Consider the following 19,745-nt stretch of genomic DNA (forward strand, 5'->3'; position numbering starts at 1 on the left):
GCCTGCGGCTGCACGGCGGCGCCCGCCGTGATGGGTTCCGGCTGCGGTATGCCGGCCACGGCCGACGCCCGCTCGCGGTCCCGGCGTTCGAGGAAGCGGCGGAGCAGCGGTCGTACGACCTCACCCACGAGCAGGGCAAGCAACAGGTAGATGGACAGTGCCAGCCACATGAATCCCGGCCAGGCAAGGGTGCGCTGGAACCAGAACGGGGCGCCCGTGCGTTCGGCGACGAGCGCACCGATGGCGAGCACCCAGCCACCGGCGACCAGCACTGCGCCCGCGCGGCGCACCGGGCCCGGGCTCTGCGTCGTGTCGCGGAACAGGCGGCGCCACAGATACCAGTTCGCCACCACGAGGACACTCACGACGACGAGCAGAAAGACGATCACCATGCTGTTGCTTCTCTCTTCGACCGGGTGCCGGTTGCTATGACGTACGGCGCAGTGCGCGCAGTCCGCGCAACCCGATGGCCCCGACGACCGTCCCCAATACGAAGGAGACGACGGCGAGCGTCAGATGCACCCAGAAGTACGCCGTCGGGTCTCCGTCGTCGAACGCGAGCCCGCTGCTGTCCTTGATCAGGTTCTTGACGAAAGTGACCCAGATGACCCAGCTCCACACCCCGAAGGCGAGCAGGAACCAGGAGATCGGGCGGCTGAGTTTCATACGTTCAGTATCGCCGCCGGATGTCCGGTTCCGTTCCCGGGGTGGGGAGGGGGGCGGGACTTCCCGAACCCGGGCATGTACGTTCTCGCTCGTGCCCGCACCCAAGAAGACCGCCAGGCGATCCCTACTGCTCGCATCCGCAACCCTGTTGACCGTTTCGCTGACCGCGCCCGCGGCTCTCGCGGCGCCGCGCCCGTCGCCCAGTTCCACGGCGAGCCCGTCGGCCACTCCCCCGGCGAACATGTCGACCGTGGGCGGCGAGCGGCTCGGCCGGCCGGGCACGCAGGTGAACCTCGCCGACGGGGTCCCGGTACTGCCCAAGGACGTCAGCGCCCGTTCCTGGATCGTCGCCGACGCCGAGTCCGGCGAGGTGCTCGCCGCGCACAACGCGCACTGGCGGCTGGCCCCGGCGAGCACCCTGAAGATGCTGTTCGCCGACACGGTGCTGCCCAGGTTCCCCAAGACGATGAAGCACAAGGTCGCCGTCTCCGACCTGGCGGGCATCGGCGCCGGCTCCAGCATGGTCGGGATAAAGGAGAACGAGACCTACACGGTCCACGACCTGTGGCTCGGCGTCTTCCTGCGCTCCGGCAACGACGCGGTGCACGTGCTGTCCGCGATGAACAAAGGCGTCGACAACACCGTCGAGGAGATGAACGAGCACGCCGAGGAGCTCCAGGCCCTCGACACGCACGTGGTCAGCCCCGACGGCTACGACGCCCCCGGCCAGGTCTCCTCCGCGTACGACCTGACACTGATCGCCCGTTCCGGGATGCAGAAGAAGGACTTCCGCGAGTACGCCGCGACGGCGACCGCGAAGTTCCCGGGTGAGACGGCGAAGAACAAGAAGGGCAAGCCCGTCCGCAAGTCCTTCGAGATACAGAACACCAACCGGCTGCTGACCGGCGACTACGGCCTCCCCCAGTACCGGGGCATCGCGGGCGTCAAGAACGGCAACACCACCAACGCGGGGGCCACCTTCACCGGCGTCGCCGAGCGAGACGGCAGGGTGCTGCTCGTCACCGTCATGAATCCGCAGAACGACGAGCACAACGAGGTCTACAAGGAGACCGCGCGGCTGTTCGACTGGGGTTTCAAGGCGGCCGGGAAGGTGGAGCCGGTCGGTGAGCTGGTGCCGCCGAAGGGCGCCGCACAGGCCGGCGCCGAGCCCGGTGCGACCGCTTCCGGCGAGGCGGGCGAGGCCGGTGGCGCGGGTACCTCCGGCGGCGGCTCGGCCAAGCCCGTGGCGAGCGCCAGGACCGAGGGCGGGTCCAGCGGCATCGGGGTCGCGCTCGCGATCACCGGCGGGCTGCTGGTGCTGCTCGCGGGCGGGGTGTTCCTGGTCAATCGCCGCTGGCCGCTGCCGGATCTGGTGCGTCGCCGCCGGTGACCTCGGCCTTCTCGGCCTCCTTGCTCTGCGTCGCCGTCCAGGCGGCGCAGAACAGCACCAGCTTCGACGTGAAGTTGATCCACAGCAGCAGGGCGACGGGGACGCCGAACGCGCCGTACATGCTCTTCGCGGCCACGCCCTGCATATAGCCGCTCAGCAGCAGCTTCAGCAGCTCGAAGCCGATCGCGCCGATCAGCGCGCCCACGATCAGCCGGCGCCGGGACGGTTCGACGCCCGGCAGCAGCGTGAGCACGTACAGCAGGACCAGGAAGGCGGCCAGTACGGCGACGGCGAACGCGGCGATACGCAGCAGAAGGCTGCCCCAGCCGTGCTCCTCCAGGCCCAACTGGCGCGCGATCCAGGTGACGGCGGCCGAGGCGACGGTGGACGCGGCGAGGGTGACCAGCAGCGCGCCGCCGAGACCGATCAGGACACCCGCGTCCTTGGCCTTGACCAGAACGGGGTTCTCCTCACTGTCCGGCAGCTCCCACACCGCCCGCAGACAGTCGCGCATCGAGCCGACCCAGCTGATGCCGATGACCAGCAGCAGGGCACCGGCGATGAGGCCGATGGTGCCGGCGTTGTCGACCAGGGCGCCGATGTTCAGCTGCTTGGAGATGCCGGGGACCTGCTCGGCGATCTTGTCCTGCAGCTCCTGCTGCTGCTCGGCGCTGAGCGTGGCGGCGCCGATCGCGGCACCCACGGTGAGCAGCGGAAACAGCGCGACAAAGCTGGTGAACGTCATCGCCGCGGCCAGCCGCGTCCACTTCACGCGGTCCAGCCGCTCGTACGACCGCCACGCGTGCGTGGCCATCAGACGGGTGGCCACGGGGCCGACGACGGGGAGCTTCTTCAGCCAGTCCATGAACCGACCCTGCCCTTCGTGACGCCCCCATTAATCAGCCATTCCGGGGAGGCAAGGGATGTTTCATAACTCTTGCCGCATACAGGACGCTACGGTCGCCGCAATGTCCGGCCCTCCATAAGGAGCGTGATCGTCGTGAAGGACACCGACGGCCTCCCCCAGTCCCTCCTCGTCCTCGGCGGTACGTCCGAGATCGCGCTGGCCACCGCCCGGCGCCTGATCGCCCGCCGCACCCGCACGGTGTGGCTGGCCGGACGCCCCTCACCCGCCCTCGAACAGGCCGCCGAGGATCTCCGCGCCCTGGGCGCCGACGTGCGCACGGCCGCCTTCGACGCGCTCGACCCCGAGTCCCACGAAACGGTGCTCGGCAAGGTCTTCGCCGAGGGCGGCATCGACATGGTGCTGCTCGCGTTCGGGATGCTCGGCGACCAGGCGCACGACGAGCGCGAGCCGGTGAGCGCCGTGCGCGTCGCGCAGACCAACTACACGGGAGCCGTGTCGGCGGGCCTGGTCTGCGCCCGTGCGTTGCAGGCCCAGGGCCACGGCTCGCTCGTCGTGCTGTCCTCGGTGGCCGGCGAGCGCGCCCGTCGCGCCGACTTCATCTACGGTTCCAGCAAGGCCGGCCTGGACGCCTTCGCCCAGGGCCTGGGCGACGCGCTGTACGGCACGGGCGTGCACGTGATGGTCGTACGCCCCGGGGCCGTACGGCCGAGGACCGCCGGACCGGCTCAGGCCCCGTTCACGACCACCCCGGAGGCGGTCGCGACGGCGATCGAGCTGGGTCTGCGCCGACGCTCGGAGACGGTGTGGGTACCGGGGGCGCTGCGCCTGCTCATGTCGGCGCTGAGGCACACCCCGCGCGCGGTGTTCCGGCGACTGCCGATCTAGAGCGGTCGGTATGTATCGGCCGGCTTTCACCGACTCGGAATGGTGCCCCGCTCCACAGGCCCCGCCTGCGGCGGCACGACCGCGCTCCCGAAGGTGAACTCGCGCAGCTTGCGCCACACCCCGTCGGGGCCCTGCTCGTAGAGGGCGAAGCCGACGCAGGCCCACTCCGCCCGGTAGTCGGCAAGCTCCTCGTAGGCGCGGTCCATGGCCTCGTCGTCGATGCCGTGGGCCACGGTGACATGCGGGTGATAGGGGAACTGCAGGTCTCGCGCCAACGGCCCCGATGTGTCACGCACCCGCTTCTGCAGCCGGGCGCAGGCCTCGGCACCGTCGACCACCTGCACGAACACGACCGGCGAGAGGGGCCGGAAGGTGCCGGTGCCGGACAGCCGCATCGCGAAGGGGCGCCCGGCGGCCGCGACCTCCGCGAGGTGCGCCTGGATCGCGGGCAGCTCCGAGGCCTCGACCTCCGTCGGTGGCAGCAGGGTGACGTGCGTGGGGATGCCGTGAGCCGCGGCGTCGCCGAAGCCCGCGCGCCGCTGCTGGAGCAGGCTGCCGTGCGGCTCCGGGACCGCGATCGACACACCGATCGTTACGGTCCCCACGTCTTCTCCTGTCGTCGTGTTGGTGCGTCCCGTGCGGGGCGGGTGGCCGCGAGTGCGGCTGCCCGGTTATCGACTGTACGGCCACGGCTGCGCCCTGGGCAGGCGTGGTCATAGTGATGTGCAGCGCTGTGCGGGGCCGCGCACCGAGAGCCGGACCGGGGTCGGATCCTGTCCGGATCCGTGCTCGGCTCGATGCTCGCTGCGGCGCGCGGCCGGTCGCTCGGCTCGGTTGCTCGGCTCAGTGTTTGGCCGGGAGGAAGCCCACCCTGTCGTAGGCCTGCGCCAGCGTCTCCGCGGCGACGGCGCGCGCCTTCTCCGCGCCCTTGGCCAGGACCGAGTCGAGCGTCTCCGGGTCGTCCAGGTACTGGTTGGTCCGCTCCCGGAACGGCGTCACGAACTCGACCATGACGTCGGCGAGGTCGGTCTTGAGCGCACCGTAGCCCTTGCCGGCGTACTTCTCCTCCAGTTCCCCGATTCCGGCTCCGGTGAGGGTGGAGTAGATGGAGAGGAGGTTGCTGACGCCCGGCTTGTTCTCCGGGTCGAAGCGGATCACGGTGTCCGTGTCGGTGACGGCGCTCTTGACCTTCTTGGCGGTGGTCCTGGGCTCGTCGAGAAGGTTGACGAGGCCCTTCGGCGTGGACGCCGACTTGCTCATCTTGATCGACGGGTCCTGAAGGTCGTAGATCTTCGCCGTCTCCTTGAGGATGTACGGCTTCGGGACCGTGAAGGTCTCGCCGAAGCGGCCGTTGAAGCGCTCGGCGAGGTCGCGGGTGAGCTCGATGTGCTGGCGCTGGTCCTCGCCGACCGGGACCTCGTTGGCCTGGTAGAGCAGGATGTCCGCGACCTGGAGGACCGGGTAGGTGAACAGGCCGACGGATGCCCGGTCCGCGCCCTGCCTGGCGGACTTGTCCTTGAACTGGGTCATGCGGGACGCCTCGCCGAAGCCGGTGAGGCAGTTCATGATCCAGGCGAGCTGGGCGTGCTCGGGGACATGGCTCTGGACGAAGAGCGTGCAGCGCTCCGGGTCCAGCCCGGCGGCGAGGAGCTGGGCGGCGGCGAGGCGGGTGTTGGCCCGCAGCTCCTTCGGGTCCTGCGGAACCGTGATCGCGTGCAGGTCGACGACCATGTAGAACGCGTCGTGGGTCTCCTGCAGGGCCACCCACTGGCGGACGGCGCCGAGGTAGTTGCCGAGGTGGAACGAGCCTGCGGTGGGCTGGATTCCGGAGAGCACGCGGGGTCGGTCAGAAGCCATGCTCCCCATTCTCTCAGGTCTCGCGGACCGGTCCGGAACTGATGCGAAACAGGTGGGAACCGATTCGGCTTCCGCGGTGTACCAAGAGTGTGAGGACGCGGGAGGGGGGCCGCATCGTCGATGAGGCCGCGGTGATCGCACGCGTACGAGCCGGAGAGCCGGAGGCGTACGCGGAGCTGGTGCGGGCCCATACGGGCATCGCACTGCGGGCGGCCGCGGCGCTCGGGGCGGGTGCGGACGCGGAGGACGTGGTGCAGCAGGCGTTCGTCAAGGCGTACTGCGCGCTGGGCCGGTTCAGGGACGGCGCGGCGTTCAAGCCGTGGCTGCTGTCGATCGTCGCCAATGAGACGAGGAACACAGTGCGGACGGCGGCGCGCCAGCGCACGCTCGCCGGCCGGGAGGCCGCCTTCGTGGAGGCGGAGCCGCTGATACCGGAATCGGCGGACCCTGCGATCGCGACGCTGGAGACGGAGCGCCGCGCGGCACTCCTGGCCGCCCTGGAGCAGCTGAGCGAGGAGCACCGCCTGGTCGTCACCTACCGCTACCTCCTGGAGATGGGCGAGCCAGAGACGGCCCAGGCGCTGGGCTGGCCGCGGGGCACGGTGAAGTCCCGGCTGAACCGCGCGCTGCGCAAGCTGGGCAGACTGCTGCCGGATTTTCAGCCTCGGGAAGGGGGTGATGAGCATGAGTGACGGACGGAAGTCGTACGACGACCGGGGCGGCGAACGGCGCCGGCGCGGGGAGGCTTCCCGGCTGCCTGAGGAGCTGCGGGCCCTGGGGCGTTCGCTGGACGGGGCCGACGGTTCCGAGACGATGGTCGAGCGGGTGCTGGGGCAGATACTGGCCGAGCACGTGCCGGTCCCAGTGGCCGAGCCTCCGGGAGCCGGTGAGCGGCTGCGTGCGGTTCGGCGGTGGACGCGCGTGCGGTGGCGTTCGCTGACCGCGGCCCTGTGCGGTCTGCTGACGGTACTCGTGCTCACGCCTCCGGTGCGGGCCGCGGTCTTCGACTGGTTCAGCTTCGGCGGGGTCGAGGTGCGGTACGACCCGTCGGCGGCGCCTTCTCCCGGCACCGAGGTGCCCGGCTGCGGCCGGTCGGTGTCGCTCGCGCAGGCCGAGCGCCGGGCCGGGTTCGCTCCAGTGGTGCCGGACGCGCTCGGCGCTCCCGAAGCGGTGGCGGTGACGAGCGAGCCACAGGGACGGTTCCTGGTGAGCCTGTGCTGGCGGAAGGACGGGCGCACGATCCGGCTGGACGAGTTCCCGGAGGCCCTGGACTTCACCTTCACCAAGACCGTGCGCGAGCAGCCCGAGTGGCTGTCGCCCGGCCTGGGCGGCACATCGGATCCCGCCCTGTGGTTCCCGCGACCGCATCTGCTGAGTTTCTGGCTGGTGGACGCGGACGGGGATCGCTACACGCGCACGGAGCGGACCGCCGGGCCGACGCTGCTGTGGATGCATGAAGCCGGCGGCGAGGAGGTGACGCTGCGGCTGGAGGGGGTGGCGTCGAAGGCGCGAGCGGTGGAGATCGCGAAGTCGCTGGAGAAGTCCTCCGATTAGCGCGGCCGAGGCGGGAACCCCGGCGGTTCTGGCGGTGTACCAGAAGTGACACGCGGCTCGCGGAAGGGCCGCACCGGACCGGTGGGGGACCACATGGTGAGGATGCATCAACTGATCGCAATGGCAGGGGCGTTGGCCGCGGCACTGGCCCTGACCCTTTTGGGGGCGCAGCCCGCGTCCGCCGGTGGACCGACGAGCGTGTACCTGGCGTCGCCCACCAGTGAGCGGGTCACGGGGCTGTACTACACGGACGCGAAGTACAGCCGACTGGAGAAGCTGCTCGGCCAGCCGGGCAGCGCGATGGACGACGCCGAGTCTCAGCCGCCGACGCTGGGCGACGGCTCGGGCGAGCACATCAACATCACCTGGATGGTCCACGATGTGTCGCCCTGGCGGCAGGACGCGGTGGTCGCGGGTGCCGCCACCGAGGACATATGGATCCTCACGGCGATCGGCTACCCGCCCGACGAGAACGGCAAGTGGCACAAGCCGCAGGAGCCTGCTCAGCTCCGCGCGCTGCTCACGGAGCTGGGCGTGCTCGGCAAGGCTCCGGACCAGGGATCCACCGGCGTCGCCCCGGCGCCGCCGGGGCAGTCGGACGAGGCCGCGGCGGGCACGGCGGACAAGACCGATGAGATCGACGAGGCAGCGCAGTCAGACAAGGCGGTGACCGCGACACGGACGACCGCTGCAGGCCCGGCCGACGCCACCGACTGGTGGTGGTCGCTCCCGGGCGCGGCGGCGGGAGCCGTGCTGGCCCTGGTGCTGCGGCCGTTCGCGACGCGGCTGCCACTGCCGCTGGAGCGCCTGCGGCGGGAGCCGGGGCCGCGGCAGGAACTGCACGACGTGTGAGATCGGGAGAGGGACGTGCGTGAAACCGGGAGGGGGACGTGCGTGAGATCCGGGGGGCACGGACGCGAGATCGGGAGGGGGAATGGACGTGAGATCAGAGGGGGACGGATGGCACACCGTGGGAGACGCGCGACGGTACGGCTCGCAGTGCTCGTATCAGTGTCGGTGGCTGGCCCTGTGGGGAGGGCCGGCCACCGTGGCGGCCGCGCCGGGGCCGGGCGGGGACATCCCCGATCTGGCGGTGGTCATTGCGGGCGGCAGCGGCCGGACGACGGCGTTGCGTTCCGGCGAGCCGGAGTTCGCCCGCCTCTGGCAGCTGCTGGAACCCGCCTTCGCCGGGACCGAGCGGGTGTCGGACGGCTGGGCCGAGGGCCGGTATCCGCCGGTGCGGATCACCGTGATCTGGGGGCTGACGGGGGTCGGAGGCTGGCCGCAGTCGAACCGGCCGCCGGGCGGTGACGTGGCCGTCCAACGGCAGGATCAGCTGTTCGTGACCGAGGACGGCACGCCGTGGGTGCGCTCGGATCCATCGCCGGATGTGGAGGACGACGACATCCGCTGGCACCGGGCACCGCGCTCGGTGTTCGAGCAGCTGGACGGGGCGAGACTGCTCGGCGGCCAGGACGGGACCGGGGCGGCGGGGCCCGGCGCGAGGGCGGGCAGGGCGTCCGGCGCCTGGTGGGCAATACCCGGGCTGGCCGTGGGGCTGGCCCTCGGAGCGGGCGGCACGCTGCTGATACGCCGCGCGGCGGCCCGGCCGATGGCCGGACCGCCGCGGGCGGAACCACGCCAGGAGCTGATCGATCTCTGAGCGCCCGCGGATCTGTGAGCGGTCTGTGAGCGCCGACCGATCCGTGAGCTCCGTCGGAAGCGTCAGCCGAGGTCGACCTCCGGGTAGAGCGGGAAACCGGCCACGAGGTCGGTGGCCCGGTGGGAGATCTCGTCCGCGATCTTCGGGTCGAGGATGTGCTGGGCCTTGGAGGGCGTGCCCTTGGCGGTGGTGCCGGGCTCGGTGGAGGTGAGGACACGGTCGATGAGGCCGGCGACCTCGTCCATCTCGGCGGTGCCCAGGCCACGGGTGGTCAGGGCGGGGGTGCCGATGCGGATGCCGGAGGTGTACCAGGCCCCGTTGGGGTCGGCCGGGATGGCGTTGCGGTTGGTGACGATGCCGGACTCGAGAAGCGCGGCCTCGGCCTGGCGGCCGGTCAGTCCGTAGGAGGAGGCGACGTCGATCAGGTTGAGGTGGTTGTCCGTGCCGCCGGTCACCAGGGTCGCGCCCCGGCGCATCAGACCCTCGGCGAGGGCGCGGGAGTTGTCGACGATGCGCTGGGCGTAGTCACGGAAGGAAGGCTGACGTGCCTCGGCGAGAGCGACGGCCTTGGCGGCCATGACGTGCGGGAGCGGGCCGCCGAGGACCATCGGGCAGCCGCGGTCGACCTGGTCCTTGAGGGAGTCGTCGCACAGGACCATGCCGCCGCGCGGGCCGCGCAGCGACTTGTGGGTGGTGGTGGTGACGATCTGGGCGTGCGGAACCGGGTCGAAGTCGCCGGTCAGCACCTTGCCGGCCACCAGACCCGCGAAGTGCGCCATGTCGACCATCAGGGTCGCCCCTACCTCGTCGGCGATCTCCCGCATGATCCGGAAGTTCACCAGACGAGGGTAGGCGGAGTAGCCGGCGACGATGATCAGCGGCTTGAACTCGCGGGCGGAGGCACGCAGGGCCTCGTAGTCGAGGAGGCCGGTGGCGGGGTCGGTGCCGTAGGAACGCTGCTCGAACATCTTGCCGGAGATGTTCGGGCGGAAGCCGTGGGTGAGGTGACCGCCGGCGTCCAGGGACATGCCGAGCATGCGCTGGTTGCCGAAGGCCTGGCGCAGCTCGGCCCAGTCGGCCTCGGAGAGGTCGTTGACCTGGCGGGCACCGGTCTTCTCCAGGAAGGGGGCCTCGACACGCTGGGCGAGGACGGCCCAGAAGGCGACGAGGTTGGCGTCGATGCCGGAGTGCGGCTGGACGTAGGCGTGGCGGGCGCCGAAGAGCTCCTTGGCGTGCTCGGCGGCCAGGGACTCGACGGTGTCGACGTTGCGGCAGCCGGCGTAGAAGCGGCGGCCGATGGTGCCCTCGGCGTACTTGTCGCTGAACCAGTTGCCCATCGCGAGGAGGGTGGCCGGGGAGGCGTAGTTCTCGGACGCGATCAGCTTGAGCATCTCGCGCTGGTCGTGGACTTCCTGGCCGATGGCGTCGGCGACGCGCGGCTCGACGGCGCGGATCACATCGAGGGCGGAGCGGAAGGCGGTGGATTCAGTGGAGAGGGGCTGCTTCTCTGGCATGTCGGCCTCCGGGCGGCGTGGCTTTCAGCGTTCGCGGTTCACGGTTCGGCCCAGGCGCACGGCACTCGCTCGTCAGGCCGTCTCAAGGCCCTCGGGGGCCGCTCCCCGATGGTCGGTCCCATCCCAGCGCGCCAGTCACGGCCCGCGAGTCAGCCTACCGGGCGCGCCGGACGATCAAGTTCCCGAGTCCACCATGCGAGCGAGGATAGGAAGGGGGCATCCTCATGTTCGGGAGTTGCCGTGACCGCTACGGAAAGCCTTATCGCCGCCGCCGAAGCCCACAGTGCGCACACCTACCACCCGCTGCCGGTGGTTGTCGCCAGCGCCGACGGGGCGTGGATGACGGACGTGGAGGGCCGACGCTATCTGGATCTGCTGGCCGGTTACTCGGCGCTCAACTTCGGGCACGGCAACCGGCGGCTGATCGAGGCGGCGAAGGCACAGTTGGAGCGGGTGACGCTGACGTCGCGCGCCTTCCATCACGACCGGTTCGCGGCGTTCTGCGCGGAGCTGGCGGAACTGTGCGGGATGGAGATGGTGCTGCCGGTGAACACGGGCGCGGAGGCGGTGGAGTCCGCGGTGAAGACGGCCCGGAAGTGGGGGTACCGGGTCAAGGGCGTGCCCGCGGAGATGGCGAAGATCGTGGTCGCCGGAGGCAACTTCCACGGCCGGACAACGACGATCATCAGCTTCTCCACCGACCCGGAGGCCCGGGCGGACTTCGGACCGTACACGCCGGGCTTCGCGATCGTGCCGTACGGGGATCTGACGGCGATGCGGGAGGTGATGACCGAGAACACGGTCGCGGTGCTGCTCGAGCCGATCCAGGGCGAGTCGGGGGTGATCGTGCCGCCGCCGGGTTATCTGCCGGCGGTGCGGGAGCTGACCCGGGAGCGGAACGTGCTGTTCATCGCCGACGAGATCCAGTCGGGCCTGGGGCGTACGGGGCGGACGTTCGCGTGCGAGCACGAGGGAGTCGTGCCGGACGCCTATGTGCTGGGGAAGGCGCTGGGCGGCGGGATCGTGCCGGTGTCGGCGGTGGTGTCGTCGGCGGAGGTGCTCGGGGTGTTCCGGCCCGGGGAGCACGGGTCGACGTTCGGCGGGAACCCGCTGGCCTGTGCGGTGGCGCTGGAGGTGATCGCGATGCTGCGGTCGGGCGAGTACCAGGCGCGAGCGGCGGAACTCGGCGAGCATCTGCACCGGGAGCTGGCGGCGCTGGCCGGGACCGGGCGGGTGTCGCAGGTGCGCGGGCGCGGGCTGTGGGCGGGTGTGGACATCCACCCGAGGTACGGCACCGGGCGGGAAGTGTCCGAGAAGCTGATGGACCGGGGCGTGCTGGTGAAGGACACCCACGGTTCCACCATCCGGATCGCGCCACCGCTGGTCATCGGGAAGGAGGACCTGGACTGGGGGCTGGCCCAACTCCGCGGTGTGCTGGGCCTGTAGGGCTCGTCCTAGAGGATGACGTGCGGCAGGAAGCGGGCGTACTCGTCCGTGATCAGGCCGGAGGACTCGCGGATGCCGAGGCCGGCCGACTCGTCCTCGACGACCCAGGCGCCGAGAACGACGCGATTGCCGTCGAAGTCGGGCAGGGGGGCCAACTCCTGGTAGCAGCACTGCTCTTCGCGCACGACCGGGTCCGCGCCCGGCTGGTGGACCGTCACTCCGGCGCCCTCGCGGCCGAGCAGGGGCTTGGCGACGTAGCCGCTGGTCGTGGCCAGTTCGCGGGGGCCGTCGAGGTAGGCGGGGAGGAGGTTGGGGTGGTCCGGGTAGAGCTCCCAGAGGATGGCCAGCAGGGCCTTGTTGCTCAGCAGCATCTTCCAGGCCGGCTCGATCCACAGGGTGGTGCCGGTGCCGCCGCCGTTGTCGAGGGTGTCGAGGACGTGGTCGGCGAAGCGGTCGGTGGTGAGCCATTCCCAGGGGTAGAGCTTGAAGCAGCTGCGGATGAAGCGGAGCTTGGTGTCCACGAAGCGGCCGGAGAGGCGGTCCCAGCCGATCTCCTCCATGGAGATCCAGTCGGTGTCGAGGCCCGCCTGTTCGGCGGTCTCCTTCAGATAGGCGACGGTCATGAGGTCCTCGCCGAGTTCGTCGGCCGAGGAGTACGCGAAGTACAGGGGGCTGCCCGGCGGGAGGAGGGCGGCCTGTTTCTTCCAGGCGTCCATCAGGCGTTCGTGCAGGGAGTTCCACTGATCGGCGCCCGGGAAGCGCTCCTCCATCCAGAACCACTGGGGCGACGCGGCCTCGACGAGGGAGGTGGGGGTGTCGGCGTTGTACTCCAGGAGTTTCACCGGGCCCGTGCCGTCGTGACGGAGGTCGAACCGGCCGTAGACGGAGGGGAGTTCGGCGCGGCGGTGCCAGGCCTCGGCGACGGCCCGGGCGATGCGCGGGTCGGTGATGCCGAGGTCGGTGAAGCGGTCGGCGGTGACGATGTGCTCGGCGGCGGCGAGGCACATGCGGTGCAGTTCCTCGACCACGTCCTCCAGCGCCTCCACCTCCGCGAGGGAGAAGACGTAGTACGCGCTCTCGTCCCAGTAGGGGCGCAGGGAGTTGTCGGGATAGCGGGTGAGCGGGTAGATGAGCCCCTGTTCCTCGACGGTCTGCTGCCAGCCGGGGCGGGGCTCGATGGTGCGGCGTTCCACGAAGCGGCTTCCTTGCGTGTCCGTCGGATCCTGTGCGGTTCCGCCGGCTCAGCCGCCGCCGCTGCCGGAGCCGCCCGAGCAGCCGAAGCCGCCGCGGTCGACGGCCTCGCTGCGGCTGAAGGTGCCGTAGTCGGCGTAGCCGCCGCTGACGTCGGCGTCGTAGTACCAGGCGGCGTTGACACCCTTGGCCGTGCCGGTGCCGGTCTTCTTGCGGCTCTTGCCGTAGGAGGAGCCGGACGAGCCTGACTTGCAGTTCTTGTCGGCGATGATCTTGTAGCCGTTGATGTAGTCGTAGCTGTCCTTGTCCACGCAGCGGCGGTCCGGCTCGGACCCGCACGACGTGAGGGCCGCCGCGAGGACACCCATGCCTCCGAGCACCACCGTGCTCGACCTCAGCCGTCGCCGTGACTCTGCCATCTCCGTGTCTCCCCGTTGTGCGCTGCTTCGGACGGTGCGCCTGTCGCTGATCACCGGCTTACGAGCGGACAGCCTAGAGATCCGGTGAGAGCGCACACGCAGGAGCCCCCACCCGCGGCCACTCCCCTCCTGTTGTTTTGCGTCCTTTGCGATGGCGTGCGCCCTTGACGCGATGGCCCGCCGATACCGCGACGGGGCCGCCCCTGCCGCCGGTCGGCCTCGACCGAGGGGCGCGAATCAACCCCTTTTCACCTCCACTTTCCCTGTCCAACCGAATAGCGATCGCAGATCTTTTCCAGTCCTTTACAAGTGATTCTCTGGCGTCAAGGCGGCCGAAAAGATCACAAAGGGTCGCATTCTGAACAGCAGAAAAAATCGTTGAAGCTTGAACGCAGAGAGACCGCTTTCCGTATTCGAAGGCGTGACCAGTAATTCCGTCACTGTCACCGTGGCCTATCACGTGACGCTGGGCCGCGAGGCCGACTTCCATACCTGGGGGTGGGACATGCTGAGCGCAAATGCCCGGCAGCCGGGGTTTCTGGGGGTGGGGTACTTGCCGACGGAGAGGCGCAGTGGCATGTCGTCTATCGCTTCGCCAGCGAGGGAGCGGCCCTGGCATGGGAGAACTCCTCCGCCCGGACGCAGTGGGACGCCTGGGCGGAGGGCCTCGCCCGGGAGACGGAACGCAGGAGGGTGCGGGGCTCCAAGGCATGGTTCGAGAGCCAGACCCTCACCCCTGCCCCGCCGGCTCCGCCGTCGAAATGGAAGCTGTGGTTCGTGAATATGAGCGCGGTGTTCCCGCCGGTGCTCCTGTTCAATCTGCTCGTGCTTCCCTATCTCGGCGACCTCAATCCGCTGATTCGCACGCTGCTGTTGTGCCTATGCGTGACGGCCCTGGTCACCTGGATTCTCATGCCGCGCCTCCAGCGTTTCTTCAGGAAATGGCTGTATCCACCGATCCAGGCGCTCCGCGGACGGCACAAACGACGGACCGCGTAGGCCCGAGAACGATCCGAGGGAGGTGAGCGGGTGAAGACCCTGCTCATCGACAATTACGACTCGTACACGTACAACCTGTTCCAGTTGATCGCCGAGGTCAATGGCGAGGAGCCGGTGGTGATCCGCAATGACGCCCCCGCCGGGGACATTCCGGAGCTGCGGAAGTTCGACAACGTGGTGGTGTCACCGGGCCCCGGTCACCCGGCGAAGACGCGTGACTTCGGCATCGGCACCAGGCTGTTCGCCGCCTCCCCGGTTCCCGTGCTCGGCGTCTGCCTGGACCACCAGGGCATCGCGCTCGGGGAGCAGGGCAGCGTCGTCTCCGCCCCGGAGCCCCGGCACGGGCATCTGTCCACGATCCGGCACGACGAACGCGACCTGTTCCAGGGGGTACCGCAGAACTTCACCGCCGTCCGCTACCACTCACTGGCCGTGCGCGAGCCGCTGCCCGAGACGCTCGAGGCCACCGCCTGGGCGGAGGACGGCGTCCTGATGGGGCTGCGGCACCGCAGCCGGCCCCTGTGGGGCGTGCAGTTCCACCCGGAGTCCGTGCTCACCGAGTACGGGCACCGCATGCTCGTCAACTTCCGGAACCTCACGGCCGAGCGGGCCCGCAAGCTCCGTACGAAGAACACGGCGGTCCCGGCGCCGGACGCGTCCCTGCCACGCCCTTCGCTCCACCCACCCGCCACGGCGGACTCCGGCCCCGAGGCCCACACGGACGCTCCCGGCTCCATGGCCCACTCGGGCACTCCCAGCCCCGGCCCCACGGCCCCGCGGCCCTCTCCCGCCCAGCAGTCACCCCGTCCGCCCTGCCCATCCCCCGCCCCCGTCGAGCCGCCCGTCCCGCCTACCGTCTGCACACCCGGCGCATCGACACCGCGGTCGACGCAGAGGCCGCCTTCACGCGGATGTTCGCCGCCTCGCGGCGGGCGTTCTGGCTGGACAGTTCCCTCGTCGAGTCCGGACGGTCGCGGTTCTCGTTCTTCGGTGACGACAGCGGGCCGCTCGCCGAGTTCGTGCACTACGACGTCACCACCGGCCGCTGCGAGATCGAGCGGGACGGGCGGCCGACGCGCAGGGGGGCGGCGAGCGTGTTCGACTACCTCAAGCGACAACTGGCCAACCGTCACGTGGACGCCACCGGCCTGCCCTTCGACTTCACCGGCGGCTATGTCGGCTACTTCGGCTACGAGATGAAGGCCGACTGCGGCTCACCCAACCGCCACGGCGCCGAAACCCCGGACGCCTGCTGGCTGTTCGCCGACCGGATCGTCGTGGTGGACCACCAGGAGGGCCACACCTACGCCGTCTGTCTGGCGGAGGACACCCCGCAGGCCGCGCGGGAGACCGCCGACTGGCTGGAGAGCGCGCTGGCCCGGCTCACCTGCGTGACGACGGAGCAGGCCGCCCCGCCCGGGCCGGCCGAGGCGGACCCGGCCGCCGCCGAGCCGTGGCTGGTGCGCGACCGGGCGACGTATCTCGCGGACATCGAGGCGTGTCAGCGGGAGTTGCGGGCGGGCACCAGTTACGAGATCTGCCTGACGAACGCCGCCCCGTTGCCCGCCCCGCCCGACGCGTACGCCTTCTACCGGGTGCTGCGCCGCGTCAACCCGGCGCCGTACTCGGCGTTCCTGAGGTCCGGGGACCTCGATGTGGCGGGCTCCTCCCCCGAACGGTTCCTGCGGATCGGGCGGGACGGTGTCGCCGAGGCCAGGCCCATCAAGGGCACCGCGCCCCGCGGCGCCGGGCCGGAGGAGGACGCCCGGCTCCGGGACGCGCTGGCGGCGGACGCCAAGACGCGCGCCGAGAACCTGATGATCGTCGACCTGCTCCGCAACGACCTGGGCCGGGTCTGCCGGACCGGGACGGTGCGCGTGCCCCGGCTCATGGCCACCGAGACGTACGCGACCGTGCACCAGCTCGTCTCCACCGTGGAGGGCCGACTGCGGGAGGGCACGGACGCGGTGGACTGCGTCCGTGCCTGCTTCCCCGGCGGGTCGATGACCGGCGCGCCGAACGGGTCCTGTGGGTGTCGACGTACCGGTTCCTGCGCAAGGTCGCGGCCTCGTTCACCGATCCGCACCACCGTGTGCTGCTGGCCGGCGAGGCGGCGCACCTGTTCCCGCCGTTCGGCGCGCGGGGCATGAACAGCGGGATCGCGGACGCGGCGGCCCTGTTCAACAGTGCCGCCGCCGGGGCCGCGCTGGACCACCTGCGGCCGCGGCGCCGGGCCGTACGGGTCAAGCAGCGCGCGGCGGCGGCCCTGGCGCCCGTGCTGCCGTGGTGCGAGTCCTGGCTGGAGCACGCGCCGTACGGGCCCCGGCACGGGGCGTCGGCTGTCGCGGGCGGCACGTACTGAGGAGGAGCTGTTGGTGACACGACCGGCGGTTGCGGAAGGCGTGCTGACGTGGACGCACGCCCGTGGCCTGGCCCCGGGGGCGGGGACCGGCGGGCGGCTGCTCGTCGCGGACTCCTGGCTGCTGCGCGAGGGCCGGGTGCGGGGGTACGGCCGGCACCGGGAGCGGTTTCTGCGGGCCTGCGCCGAGAGCGACGGGCCGGGGCCGCGCCGGCTCGTCGAGTTCTGGCAGGACGTGACCGCCGCGCTGCCGCGCACGGGGACGTGGTTCCCCCGGGTGGAACTCGCGGCGGGCTCGGGTGACCTGCGGCTGCTGCTGCGGCACGCCCCGCCTCTCGCCGCCGAGGTGCGTCTGTGGGCCACGGGGCAGCCCGACCCGCGCGCCTTCCCCCGCCGCAAGGGGCCGGACCTTCAGACGCTGGCCCGGGTGCGCCGCCGGGCCTCCGGCGAGGGCGCGGACGAGGCGGTCCTGACCACGCCCTCCGGGGTGGTGCTGGAGGCCGCCACCGCCAGCGTGCTGTGGTGGGAGGACGACACCCTGTGCCTGCCCCCGCCCCGGCTGCCCGTCCTGCCCGGAGTGACCGCCGGGCTCGTCCAGGAGCGGGCCCTGCGGTCCGGGATCCGTATCGCGCACCGCGAGCGGACGGTGGCCGAGCTGGACGGCCGCGAGGTGTGGCTGGTCAACGCGCTGCACGGGATCCGGCCCGTGACCGGCTGGGCGGGAGTGCCGATGCGGGCGGCACCGGCGAGGAGGGCCGGGGAATGGCGGACGTGGCTGGACGACCTCATGGATCCGCTGCCGGCGGTGTGAATTCTTCGGAACACATTCAGCGCCCCGACAGTGATTCCGCCGGGCCCTGTTTTTTCGAGTTTTTCGAGCGGGCCCGGCGGAATCACTGCTGCATAAAACAGCGCGCTATTCTCGCGGCGCGGGCTGATAAGCGCCCGGCACCATACGCGTCGCGACGGCGATCCGGTTGTACGCGTTGATGACGGTGGCCGCCCAGATCAGCGCCGCGATCTGGTCCTCGTCGAAGGCCTCGGCGGCCTCGGCGTAGACCTCGTCCGGGACGTGACCGTCGTGGACGAGCGTCACAGCCTCGGTCAACGCCAGTGCGGCGCGCTCGCGTTCGGTGAAGAAGGGGGTCTCCCGCCAGGCGTTCAGGGCGTAGATCCGCTGCTCGGTCTCGCCCTGGGCACGGGCGTCCTTGGTGTGCATGTCGAGGCAGAAGGCGCAGCCGTTGATCTGCGAGGCGCGGATCCTGACCAGTTCCAGGATTTCCGGTTCGACCTTCGCGTCCTGCGCCACGGAAACGGCGGCTGCATGCAGGGAGCCCATCGCCGCGGAGACGTCCGGGGTGTTTTTCTTCAGGGCCACGCGCGTTATGGAATCGCTTTTGCTCATGGGCCGACTCTATCCGCGGAACGGGATTCCGGAGCAGAAAACAGCCCGATCAACGGAAAACGGCCCGCCGACGGAAAACCGTCCGGCTATCCGGGCAGCGCCAGGCACAAGGCGTCCAGCGCGCCCGACCAGGCGTGATCCGGCGGCGTGGCGTACCCCACCACCAGGCCGTCCACCGGCTCGGTGGCCGCGTCCGGGTGCCGGTAGCGGGTGAGGCCGTGCACCGCGAGCCCCTGCCAGGCGGCCGCCCGGACAACCGACTGCTCGGTGCCGGGCGGCAGACGCAGCACGGCGTGCAGACCGGCCGCGATGCCGGTGGCGCGCACCTGGGGGGCACGGGCGGCGAGCGCCGCGACCAGGGCGTCCCGGCGGCGCCGGTACCGCAGGCGGGCCGACCGTACCTGACGGTCGTAGGCGCCGGAGTTGATGAACTCGGCCAGGGTCAGCTGGTCCGTCACCCCGCACGTGTCGACGCCGCCCTTCGCCGCCGTGGCCTCCCCCACCAGGCCGGACGGCAGCACCATCCAGGCCAGCCGCAGGCCGGGGGCGAGGGACTTGCTGGCGGTGCCGAGGTAGACGACACGGTCGGGGTCCAGACCCTGCAGGGCGCCCACGGGCTGGCGGTCGTAGCGGAACTCGCCGTCGTAGTCGTCCTCCAGCACCAGGCCACCGGTACGCCGCGCCCAGTCCACGACAGCCGCCCGCCGGTCACGGTGCAGGGGCACGCCCATGGGGAACTGGTGGGCGGGCGTGAGCAGCACGGCACCGGCATCCGCCGGCTCCCCGTCGGTCAGCCTCCCCGGATCCGTCCCCCGTTCGTCGAAAGGCAGGGGTGTCGTGTGCAGGCCCGCCCTGGTCAGCAGTGTCCAGTGCGTGTCGAGGCCGTACGACTCGACGGCGACGGTGCGGACGCCGCGTGCCCGCAAGGCCGTGGCGAGCAGCTTCAGGCCATGGGCGAAACCGGCGCACACCACGATCCGTTCGGGGTCGGCACGCACGCCCCGGGCCCGGGCGAGGTAACGGGCGAGCGCGACGCGCAGTTCGGGGCGGCCGCGCGGGTCGCCGTAGCCGAGGGCGTCGTACGGGGCCGCGGTCAGGGCGCGGCGGGCGGCCTTGAGCCACTCCGTGCGCGGGAAGGAGGCGAGGTCGGGGAGGCCGGGGAGCAGGTCGTAGGCGGGACGGACGGGTTCGCGGGGACGGCCTGCCGAACCGGCCGGCAGCACGACCGTGCGGTCGGCGACCCGCGTGCCCGAGCCCTGCCGGGCGGTGAGCCAGCCCTCGGCGACCAGGTCGGCGTAGGCGTCGGCGACCGTGTTGCGGGCGATGCCCAGGTCGGCGGCGAGCGTACGGGAGGACGGCAACCGGGTGCCGGGGGCCAGCCGGCCGGAGCGGACCGCCTCGCGCAGGGCCTCGGTCAGGCCGCGGCGCAGCCCCGGACCGGCCGGGTCCAGATGCAGGTCGACGCCCAAAGTGGCCCAAGGTTTCGCCATGGAAGTGGACCATACTCCTGGGCTGCTTCACTCCTAAGG

The 19,745-nt window shown here is 71.0% G+C and carries 17 protein-coding genes and 4 pseudogenes; 11 read left to right on the plus strand and 10 right to left on the minus strand.

Annotation, left to right across the window (positions count from 1 at the left end):
• Positions 1-392 (minus strand): annotated as a pseudogene (locus StrepF001_RS17135) (metallophosphoesterase); the annotation flags it as partial.
• Between the two features lie 34 nt (positions 393-426).
• Positions 427-666, minus strand: a complete 240-nt coding sequence (locus StrepF001_RS17140; RefSeq protein WP_129799148.1) for a hypothetical protein — start codon at positions 664-666, stop codon at positions 427-429.
• Positions 667-757: 91 nt separating this feature from the next.
• Between StrepF001_RS17140 and StrepF001_RS17145 the strand changes: the two genes are divergently transcribed.
• Positions 758-2,056, plus strand: a complete 1,299-nt coding sequence (locus tag StrepF001_RS17145; RefSeq protein WP_346656947.1) for a D-alanyl-D-alanine carboxypeptidase — start codon at positions 758-760, stop codon at positions 2,054-2,056.
• Here the strand turns inward: StrepF001_RS17145 and StrepF001_RS17150 are convergent.
• The gene (locus StrepF001_RS17150) at positions 2,010-2,921 is read right to left on the minus strand and encodes a YihY/virulence factor BrkB family protein (RefSeq protein WP_129799150.1); all 912 of its coding nucleotides are present in this window, start codon (positions 2,919-2,921) and stop codon (positions 2,010-2,012) included. The genes StrepF001_RS17145 and StrepF001_RS17150 overlap by 47 nt on opposite strands.
• 135 nt (positions 2,922-3,056) lie before the next feature.
• Here StrepF001_RS17150 and StrepF001_RS17155 point away from each other — a divergent pair, with 135 nt between their 5' ends.
• A complete protein-coding gene (locus StrepF001_RS17155) occupies positions 3,057-3,809 on the plus strand; it encodes a decaprenylphospho-beta-D-erythro-pentofuranosid-2-ulose 2-reductase (RefSeq protein ID WP_129799151.1) in 753 nt (250 codons plus the stop codon).
• Between the two features lie 26 nt (positions 3,810-3,835).
• On the opposite strand, the gene StrepF001_RS17160 is transcribed toward StrepF001_RS17155, so the two are convergent.
• Together StrepF001_RS17160 and trpS are read right to left on the minus strand one after the other, a co-directional pair.
• Positions 3,836-4,414: a 2'-5' RNA ligase family protein gene (locus StrepF001_RS17160; RefSeq protein ID WP_129799152.1), complete on the minus strand. Its 579-nt coding sequence runs from the start codon at positions 4,412-4,414 to the stop codon at positions 3,836-3,838.
• Positions 4,415-4,652: 238 nt separating this feature from the next.
• Positions 4,653-5,666, minus strand: coding sequence for a tryptophan--tRNA ligase (trpS, locus tag StrepF001_RS17165; RefSeq protein ID WP_129799153.1), 1,014 nt, complete (start codon positions 5,664-5,666; stop codon positions 4,653-4,655).
• 131 nt (positions 5,667-5,797) lie between these two features.
• Here trpS and StrepF001_RS17170 point away from each other — a divergent pair, with 131 nt between their 5' ends.
• From StrepF001_RS17170 to StrepF001_RS17185, 4 genes are all read left to right on the plus strand, one after another.
• The gene (locus StrepF001_RS17170) at positions 5,798-6,358 is read left to right on the plus strand and encodes an RNA polymerase sigma factor (protein ID WP_240797548.1); all 561 of its coding nucleotides are present in this window, start codon (positions 5,798-5,800) and stop codon (positions 6,356-6,358) included.
• Positions 6,351-7,220, plus strand: a complete 870-nt coding sequence (locus StrepF001_RS17175; RefSeq protein ID WP_129799155.1) for a hypothetical protein — start codon at positions 6,351-6,353, stop codon at positions 7,218-7,220. The genes StrepF001_RS17170 and StrepF001_RS17175 overlap by 8 nt, the downstream gene beginning before the upstream one ends.
• A 120-nt stretch (positions 7,221-7,340) precedes the next feature.
• Positions 7,341-8,072: a hypothetical protein gene (locus StrepF001_RS17180; RefSeq protein WP_240797549.1), complete on the plus strand. Its 732-nt coding sequence runs from the start codon at positions 7,341-7,343 to the stop codon at positions 8,070-8,072.
• 196 nt (positions 8,073-8,268) lie between these two features.
• The gene (locus StrepF001_RS17185) at positions 8,269-8,883 is read left to right on the plus strand and encodes a hypothetical protein (protein ID WP_240797550.1); all 615 of its coding nucleotides are present in this window, start codon (positions 8,269-8,271) and stop codon (positions 8,881-8,883) included.
• Positions 8,884-8,945: 62 nt separating this feature from the next.
• Here StrepF001_RS17185 and StrepF001_RS17190 read toward each other — a convergent pair whose 3' ends face one another.
• A complete protein-coding gene (locus StrepF001_RS17190; protein ID WP_129799157.1) occupies positions 8,946-10,397 on the minus strand; it encodes a glycine hydroxymethyltransferase in 1,452 nt (483 codons plus the stop codon).
• Between the two features lie 240 nt (positions 10,398-10,637).
• On the opposite strand from StrepF001_RS17190, the gene rocD reads away from it, so the two are divergent.
• Positions 10,638-11,843: an ornithine--oxo-acid transaminase gene (rocD, locus tag StrepF001_RS17195; RefSeq protein WP_129799158.1), complete on the plus strand. Its 1,206-nt coding sequence runs from the start codon at positions 10,638-10,640 to the stop codon at positions 11,841-11,843.
• 8 nt (positions 11,844-11,851) lie between these two features.
• On the opposite strand, the gene StrepF001_RS17200 is transcribed toward rocD, so the two are convergent.
• Entirely contained in the window at positions 11,852-13,036 is a 1,185-nt protein-coding gene (locus StrepF001_RS17200; RefSeq protein ID WP_129799159.1) for a glutathionylspermidine synthase family protein, read from the minus strand.
• Positions 13,037-13,084: 48 nt separating this feature from the next.
• On the minus strand, positions 13,085-13,453 hold the full coding sequence (locus StrepF001_RS17205; RefSeq protein ID WP_129799160.1) for a hypothetical protein: 369 nt from the start codon (positions 13,451-13,453) through the stop codon (positions 13,085-13,087).
• A 421-nt stretch (positions 13,454-13,874) separates the two neighbouring features.
• Between StrepF001_RS17205 and StrepF001_RS17210 the strand changes: the two are divergent.
• The 4 genes and pseudogenes from StrepF001_RS17210 to StrepF001_RS17230 all read left to right on the plus strand — a co-directional run bounded on the left by StrepF001_RS17210 (position 13,875) and on the right by StrepF001_RS17230 (position 17,622).
• Positions 13,875-14,452, plus strand: a pseudogene (locus tag StrepF001_RS17210) (hypothetical protein).
• A gap of 30 nt (positions 14,453-14,482) precedes the next feature.
• Positions 14,483-16,470, plus strand: a pseudogene (locus StrepF001_RS47965) (chorismate-binding protein); the annotation flags it as partial.
• Positions 16,467-16,814: pseudogene (locus StrepF001_RS17225) on the plus strand (FAD-dependent monooxygenase); the annotation flags it as partial. The pseudogenes StrepF001_RS47965 and StrepF001_RS17225, both read left to right, overlap by 4 nt.
• A 13-nt stretch (positions 16,815-16,827) precedes the next feature.
• Entirely contained in the window at positions 16,828-17,622 is a 795-nt protein-coding gene (locus StrepF001_RS17230; RefSeq protein ID WP_129799161.1) for an aminotransferase class IV, read from the plus strand.
• 105 nt (positions 17,623-17,727) lie between these two features.
• Here the strand turns inward: StrepF001_RS17230 and StrepF001_RS17235 are convergent, their stop codons facing one another.
• On the minus strand, positions 17,728-18,216 hold the full coding sequence (locus StrepF001_RS17235) for a carboxymuconolactone decarboxylase family protein (RefSeq protein WP_129799162.1): 489 nt from the start codon (positions 18,214-18,216) through the stop codon (positions 17,728-17,730).
• 86 nt (positions 18,217-18,302) lie between these two features.
• Positions 18,303-19,706: a PLP-dependent aminotransferase family protein gene (locus StrepF001_RS17240; RefSeq protein ID WP_129799163.1), complete on the minus strand. Its 1,404-nt coding sequence runs from the start codon at positions 19,704-19,706 to the stop codon at positions 18,303-18,305.
• Positions 19,707-19,745 lie beyond the last annotated feature (39 nt).

This window comes from Streptomyces sp. F001, assembly GCF_004187715.1.
GTDB lineage: Bacteria > Actinomycetota > Actinomycetes > Streptomycetales > Streptomycetaceae > Streptomyces > Streptomyces flavusporus.

What these genes read in the sequence shown, in the direction of transcription:
- StrepF001_RS17140 (WP_129799148.1), bottom strand. Translation starts at nt 666, where the DNA reads ATGAAACTCAGCCGCCCGATCTCCTGGTTCCTGCTCGCCTTCGGGGTG.
- StrepF001_RS17150 (WP_129799150.1), bottom strand. Translation starts at nt 2,921, where the DNA reads ATGGACTGGCTGAAGAAGCTCCCCGTCGTCGGCCCCGTGGCCACCCGT.
- trpS (WP_129799153.1), bottom strand. Translation starts at nt 5,666, where the DNA reads ATGGCTTCTGACCGACCCCGCGTGCTCTCCGGAATCCAGCCCACCGCA.
- StrepF001_RS17175 (WP_129799155.1), top strand. Translation starts at nt 6,351, where the DNA reads ATGAGTGACGGACGGAAGTCGTACGACGACCGGGGCGGCGAACGGCGC.
- StrepF001_RS17180 (WP_240797549.1), top strand. Translation starts at nt 7,341, where the DNA reads ATGGCAGGGGCGTTGGCCGCGGCACTGGCCCTGACCCTTTTGGGGGCG.
- StrepF001_RS17190 (WP_129799157.1), bottom strand. Translation starts at nt 10,397, where the DNA reads ATGCCAGAGAAGCAGCCCCTCTCCACTGAATCCACCGCCTTCCGCTCC.
- StrepF001_RS17205 (WP_129799160.1), bottom strand. Translation starts at nt 13,453, where the DNA reads ATGGCAGAGTCACGGCGACGGCTGAGGTCGAGCACGGTGGTGCTCGGA.
- StrepF001_RS17235 (WP_129799162.1), bottom strand. Translation starts at nt 18,216, where the DNA reads ATGAGCAAAAGCGATTCCATAACGCGCGTGGCCCTGAAGAAAAACACC.
- StrepF001_RS17240 (WP_129799163.1), bottom strand. Translation starts at nt 19,706, where the DNA reads ATGGCGAAACCTTGGGCCACTTTGGGCGTCGACCTGCATCTGGACCCG.